Source organism: Patescibacteria group bacterium, assembly GCA_034660655.1.
In the GTDB taxonomy this organism is placed as follows: Bacteria; Patescibacteriota; Patescibacteriia; order JAACEG01; family JAACEG01; genus JAACEG01.
The window spans coordinates 1-6,150 of sequence record JAYEJU010000004.1 but is presented as its reverse complement, the minus strand read 5'-3'; the positions used below and the strand labels follow the sequence as shown (position 1 = coordinate 6,150).

The following is a 6,150-nucleotide window of genomic DNA, read 5'->3' as shown; positions in this document are numbered from 1 at the left end:
TTTCTAATAATTTTATCGCTGAATATTGATGACTATCTCTTCCGTCCGTAAAAAGATGCAAAAAAACTTTAACTTTTTTTGAATGCGCCAAAGTTAAAATCGCTATCAAATGATCTGGATTGGAATGGGCGCTATCACTGGTTGAAAGCAACCCCATAATATGCAAATTTGATCTGTTTTTTTTAACATGCGCGACCATGTGCCTGAAAGCTGAATTTTGAAAAAAAGTGCCGTCGCTAATACACTTGGATATATATACTGTTTCTTGCTCAACAATCCTGCCAGCTCCAATATTCATATGACCTGCTTCTGAATTGCCATCTTGGTTTTTTAATAAACCAACACACTCTCCATGCGCGCACAATTTTGTGTTTGGATAATTTTTATATATTTTATCTAAAACAGGAGTTTTTGCCAAAGCTATTGCATTGCCTTTTTTAATATTACATAAACCCCAGCCGTCTAAAATTAATAAAACTAAAGGTAAATTTTTATTTTTATTGTACATAAAAATATCTCTATTATTTTAATTATTTTACTCTATAAAAATTATTTCAAACTTTTTTGATAATTTTTTAAAAGAAAAATTGTTTCTTTTTTTAAATTTTCCTTTGCCCATATTTTATCTTTATCTTTTAAAACTTCGCCTAATCCTTGCAGTATCATTCTGTCGCTGATTTTTTCCAATTTTTTGACGCACTCGCCAAGATAACTTTTTAACTTTTTATCAGTCCAAAAAAAAATTATTTGTTCGTCAATATCCCAATTGTTTCGCGCGAAAAAACAAATATCATAAACATCACGCATAGCGATATTTTTTCTGTTGATTAAAGCAACTAACTTATTAGCGAAAAGAGTTTCTTTTTTAGCAACTAAGATTGCAATGCCTAAATATTCTTTAATCTCATACTGATTATTATGTTGGCGAGTAGAAATTTCTATTTTAATATTATGGTCTGTATCTCCATAAGACAAAAGAAAAAAAATTGTCCAGCGCTTGATTTGCTTTTCTTTTATTGTTCCATATTTTTTTAGAATATTTTCAACTTTCAAAAAAACCGGATTTTTAATTTTGGTTGAATCTCTAAAATTATTTATCAAATCAAAATCTAAGTCAACAGAAAAACGAGGTAAATTATAGAATAGACATGCCGCTGTTCCGCCTTTAAATCCTAAAAAAGAAGAAATCTCAACATCGCTGTAAATATCCTTGAGAATTCTAGTCATTATTAATTGATGTTTTTCTTTATTAAGCATTTTGATGATATTTTTGCAATCTTTTAACTAATTCTTTATTGTGATAAATTTTTGTCAATTCAAAACATTTTTTCCAGTTCAAACTGTCTAAATTATCAAAATGATAATTTTTAAACAAATAAATCATATCTAAAAAAGCTCGTTCTTTGCTTGCTTGGCAAAAATTATTTTTATTAATTATGCCATTTTGGTTTATCAAAACTGCGTCTTTTAATTTACGAAAAATAATTTTATTTTTTCCGCATAGTATTTCTTTGGAAAGATAACTAGCGACAAAAGTAGCGTTATGATGCTGAAAAATAATTCCTTCCTCCCGCAAAACAGTTTCAAAACTGATATATGACGGCGTATAAATACTTACTGATAATTCTTTAAGATTATACTTTTTGTTTTTAGCAAAAATCCCTTTTCTTAATCTGATAAGCCAGCCTTTTTTGACATAATAAAAAATTTTGCTTTTAAGATTATCTTTGTTTCTCTCTTTCCACAACAAAGCAATCTCTTTTGTTGTTAAAATAGTTTTGGACGATTGATAAAGTTTTAATAAAAGATTATCCATTTTTATAATATAATCTATAAGTAATAATTATTCTTACTTACAGTATATATTATTAAATTATTTTGTCAAAATGAATTACCCAACAACATATAATTCTTCTTCTATTCCCAGCAACCTATTATATTTAGCCACTCGCTCTCCACGGTTGGGAGCTCCCGCTTTTATATAATCCGCGTTAACAGCAACAGCTAAATCAGAAATAAAATCATCATTGGTTTCACCACTGCGATGGGAAACAATAATTTTATAATTAGCACTTTTAGCAAATTTAATACATTCAATAGTTTCAGTCAATGTCCCTATCTGATTAGGCTTAATTAAAATCGCGTTAGCTATATTTTGTTTTATGCCTTTTTTAAGCCTTTTAATATTTGTGGCAAATAAATCATCACCGACTAAAATAATATTTTTACCTAAAACTTCTGTTAATTCTTTCCACCCCTCCCAATCGTCTTCTGCTAATCCATCTTCTATAAAAATAATAGGATATTTTCTTAACCATTCGTAGTAAAGCCCGATTAAAGTAGAATTTGTGAATATTGATTGATCTAATTTAAAAATATATTTCCTCTTTTCATTGTCATATAAAACAGAAGAGCCAACATCAATAGAAATTCCGACATCTATCCCTAACGCGTAACCAGCGTTAACAATCGCAGCCATTATCAAATCCAATCCTTGTATACTTGAATAAATATCAGGAGCATATCCCCCTTCATTGCCAACATCCGTATCAAGCCCTCTTTTTTTTAAAATATTGCCAAGCTCATGAAAAATTTCTGAACACATTCGGATCTGCTTTGAAAAAATTCTTTTTTCCATTTTTTTATTTTTTGCGATAGGCGTAATCATAAATTCTTGAAAATCTAAATTTGTGTCAGCATGTTTTCCGCCATTAAAAATATTAGAAGTTGGGATTGGCAATTTGTATTTATTATTTAATTTATAGCTTTCAGTAATATATTTGTATAAAGGTTGTTTTTTAGCAACTGAGCCAGCGCGGCAACAAGCCAAAGACACGCCTAAAATCGCGTTAGCTCCTAACCTTTTTTTATTTTTAGTTCCATCTAGCGCAATCATTTTTTTATCAATCTTTTCAATAAAACGAACATCGCAACCTTCCAAAGAATTATTAATTTTAGTGTTGATATTTTTAATTGCTTTTAAAACACCCAAACCATTATAACGCTTTTCTTTATCGCGCATTTCATAGGCTTCGTGGACTCCTGTTGACGCTCCAGATGGAACACTGGCTTTCGCAATAATGTTATTTTCTAAAATAACTTTTGTTTCAATTGTTGGATTGCCGCGAGAATCTAAAATCTCGCGTCCAGAAATTTTTTTAATGGTAAATTTAGACATAAATAATATAGTTATATAGTTAATTTTTAATTTGAAATGAATGACTAATGACTTAAATGTTTAATTGCTTTTGACTTTTAACTCTTTCAGCGGTTCTATCCCCGGCATTTCTTCATTTGCTAAAAACGACAGCATTGCCCCTCCGCCAGTTGACACCCAGCTGACAAATTTTTCCATTTTAGTTAAATCTAAAATTTCCGCTGTTTCCCCTCCTCCACAAACTGAAAAAACTCTATCAGAAGACACGGAAGCAATTACTCTTGCCAACATTAAACTGCCATGGCTAAACTGTTTAAATTCAAATTTTCCCATTGGTCCGTTCCATAAAATAGTTTTAGCTTTCTTTAAAATTTGCGAATAAGCGTAAACCGTTTCTACACCTATATCTAAAATAATATCATTATTTTGGATACCCTCCACTTTCTTAAGCTCCACTCTTTCCGCTTTATTAATTGATTTTCCAATAACAACATCTGTTGGCAACAAAAATTTTTTGCTTAAATTCCTTTTTTTTAACATTGCCTTAGCTTGAATTATCATATTTTTTTCTGCTAAAGACTTGCCTATTTCATAGCCCTTTGCTTTTAAAAAAACATTAGCTATTGCTCCGCCAATCAAAATTTTATCAGCTTTCTTGCCTAAAATTTCTATTAATTTAATTTTTGTGGAAAGTTTTGCCCCTCCTAATAAAATTATGTAAGGTCTTTGCGGATTTTTAAGCTGTTTCAACAAATTAAAAACTTCAGCCTCTAACAAAAACCCAGCGAAACTTGGCAAAAATTTTGTTATCGCGGAAACAGAAGCATGATTGCGATGAGAAACAGAAAAAGCTTCGTTAATATAAATATCTCCGAATTTTGACAGGCTCTTTGCAAAAATTTTACTGTTCTTTTCTTCTTCTTTGTAAAATCTAAGGTTTTCCAATAAAATAATTTCTTTGTCTTTCATTTTGCTAATTTCTTTTTCAACTTTTTCTCCAACGCAATCTGAAATAAACTTAACTTTTTTATTTAATAACTTTTCTAATCTTTTTGCAATTGGCTTTAAACTAAATTCTTCATCTTTATTTATTTTAAAATGTAATCCATTATTTTGATTTTTGATTTTTGATTTTTGATTTTTGTCTGGTCTTCCTAAATGGCTAATTAAAATTACTTTTGCGTTTTTTTCAATTAAATAATTTATTGTTGGCAATACTGATTGTATTTTTCGATCATCAATTATTTTATTTTTATTTAATGGAACATTAAAACCAACACGAACTATAATACGTTTTGATTTTAAATTTTTAATATCTTTAATGCTTTTTAATTTCATTTTAAATTAAAATTATAAGTTGTTTTAAAAAACTTGTCTAAAAGTAAAAACATAATATAAACAAAACTGGAAACAAAAACAATCGCCGGTCCTGACGGCATATTGAAAAAATAAGATAAAAATATTCCTGAAATAGTAAAAAGATTTCCAAATAAAATTGACCACAAAATAATCTTTTTAAAATTTTTATTAAAAATTTGAGCTGTTGCGGAAGGCAAAACAAGTAAAGCAATCACTAAGATCACTCCAACAATTCTAATCAAAACCACGACTGTTAACGCGATTAAACAAAGCAAAAACAGATAAATAGGAAAAACAGCTATATTTGTGACAGTTGCAAACTCTTTATCAAAAATAATAGCGACAAACCATCTGTAAAAAGCAATAACGCTGATAATTATGAACAGATCCAAAATAATCGCTAATATTAAATCAATATTAGTCGCCATTAAAATATTTCCAAAAAGATAACTAAACAGATCCGCGCTATACCCAGGAGTTAAATAAATAAACGCCAACCCGATTGCCATTCCTAAAGACCACATCGCCCCTATCATAGAATCTTCCCGCGCTTTAAATTTTTCACTTATAACTCCAATTCCTAACGCGGATAAAATACTGAAAACAATAGCTCCAATAATTGGATTAAATCCTAAAAAATAAGCCAGTCCTATTCCGCCGAAAGAAGAATGCGCTATACTTCCGCTAATAAACGAAATTCTTTTTACAACAACAAAAGACCCAATTATTCCACAGGCGACGCTTGCAAACATACCTATGATAATCGCGTTACGAAAAAAAACATAAGAAAAAATTTCCATAGATTTGATCTAAAAAAATCACAATTTTATTTTTGACTTATTCTCCTTTACAAAAAGCAAACTATTGGAAATAAATTATATTTTATCTTGTCGCTCCAGAATACGCAATTGCTCTTATAATATCCCAATCAATAGCGCTTGTTGGATTATAACCATAAATATTTTTAAATATTTTTAGTTCCCATCCCTGATACTGAAAAAATCAATTAGAGCCTATTATCAAAAGTAAAATTGAGATTAAAAGTAAAGTCTACTCTGACAAATGGAAAAGACATGCTTGATTAGCAGGACTTGATTATATTCACTCGTCGATTGATCATGGCAAAAAAAAATATGTTTCTGGAAAAGTTCACATTAACGGCATGGAAGAATTTTGAGGATTATCAAAAGTTAATATGCAATCATATAAAGGAATTAAAAAGAAAAACTGGATTTACTATTTAAAAAAAATGGAATTCAGGCATAATAACAGAGAACTGAATCACGACGAATTAACAAGCAAAATTATTAGAATTTTAATGAGCTAATTTAACTTATTTTATTGATTTTCTGTTCTAGAAGATTAATAAGCCCCTTATTATTATAAAATTTTTAATTACAAAATCCCCATTAGTCCCTCCCGCCATTCAATGGAACAGGCTCTTTTTCAAATGTGGGAGCCATCCGTTAATTCATAATCCGTTAATCCGTTAATTATTTTTTATCAATATAATCAACATAATCTTTCGCGTTTTGCCACGCGGAATATGGAATGCTTGGATGAACTGTTTTGCCTCCAAGTTTGATTGCTTTTATTATAGCATTGATTGGATAATTTCCATAGACATAAGAATT

Annotated in this window: 7 protein-coding genes; 1 reads left to right on the top strand and 6 read right to left on the bottom strand. The window is 29.4% G+C overall.

From position 1 onward, the window contains the following. The 6 genes from U9O55_00205 to U9O55_00180 form a co-directional block, all read right to left on the bottom strand. The coding region (locus U9O55_00205; protein ID MEA2088255.1) for a 2,3-bisphosphoglycerate-independent phosphoglycerate mutase at nt 1–508 on the bottom strand (508 nt) is incomplete at its 3' end. 41 nt (nt 509–549) lie between these two features. Further along, a complete protein-coding gene (locus tag U9O55_00200; GenBank protein ID MEA2088254.1) occupies nt 550–1,257 on the bottom strand; it encodes a nucleotidyl transferase AbiEii/AbiGii toxin family protein in 708 nt (235 codons plus the stop codon). Then, complete coding sequence (locus U9O55_00195) at nt 1,250–1,816, bottom strand: type IV toxin-antitoxin system AbiEi family antitoxin domain-containing protein (GenBank protein ID MEA2088253.1); 567 nt, start codon at nt 1,814–1,816, stop codon at nt 1,250–1,252. The genes U9O55_00200 and U9O55_00195 overlap by 8 nt, the downstream gene beginning before the upstream one ends. Nucleotides 1,817–1,891: 75 nt before the next feature. Further along, nucleotides 1,892–3,178: a phosphopyruvate hydratase gene (gene eno, locus U9O55_00190; GenBank protein MEA2088252.1), complete on the bottom strand. Its 1,287-nt coding sequence runs from the start codon at nt 3,176–3,178 to the stop codon at nt 1,892–1,894. 60 nt (nt 3,179–3,238) lie between these two features. Beyond that, on the bottom strand, nt 3,239–4,495 hold the full coding sequence (locus tag U9O55_00185; protein ID MEA2088251.1) for a phosphoglycerate kinase: 1,257 nt from the start codon (nt 4,493–4,495) through the stop codon (nt 3,239–3,241). Beyond that, nucleotides 4,492–5,316, bottom strand: coding sequence for a metal ABC transporter permease (locus U9O55_00180; GenBank protein MEA2088250.1), 825 nt, complete (start codon nt 5,314–5,316; stop codon nt 4,492–4,494). Before U9O55_00180 ends, U9O55_00185 begins: the two co-directional genes overlap by 4 nt. 395 nt (nt 5,317–5,711) lie before the next feature. On the opposite strand from U9O55_00180, the gene U9O55_00175 reads away from it, so the two are divergent. After that, on the top strand, nt 5,712–5,843 hold the full coding sequence (locus U9O55_00175; protein MEA2088249.1) for a hypothetical protein: 132 nt from the start codon (nt 5,712–5,714) through the stop codon (nt 5,841–5,843). Nucleotides 5,844–6,150: the final 307 nt, after the last annotated feature.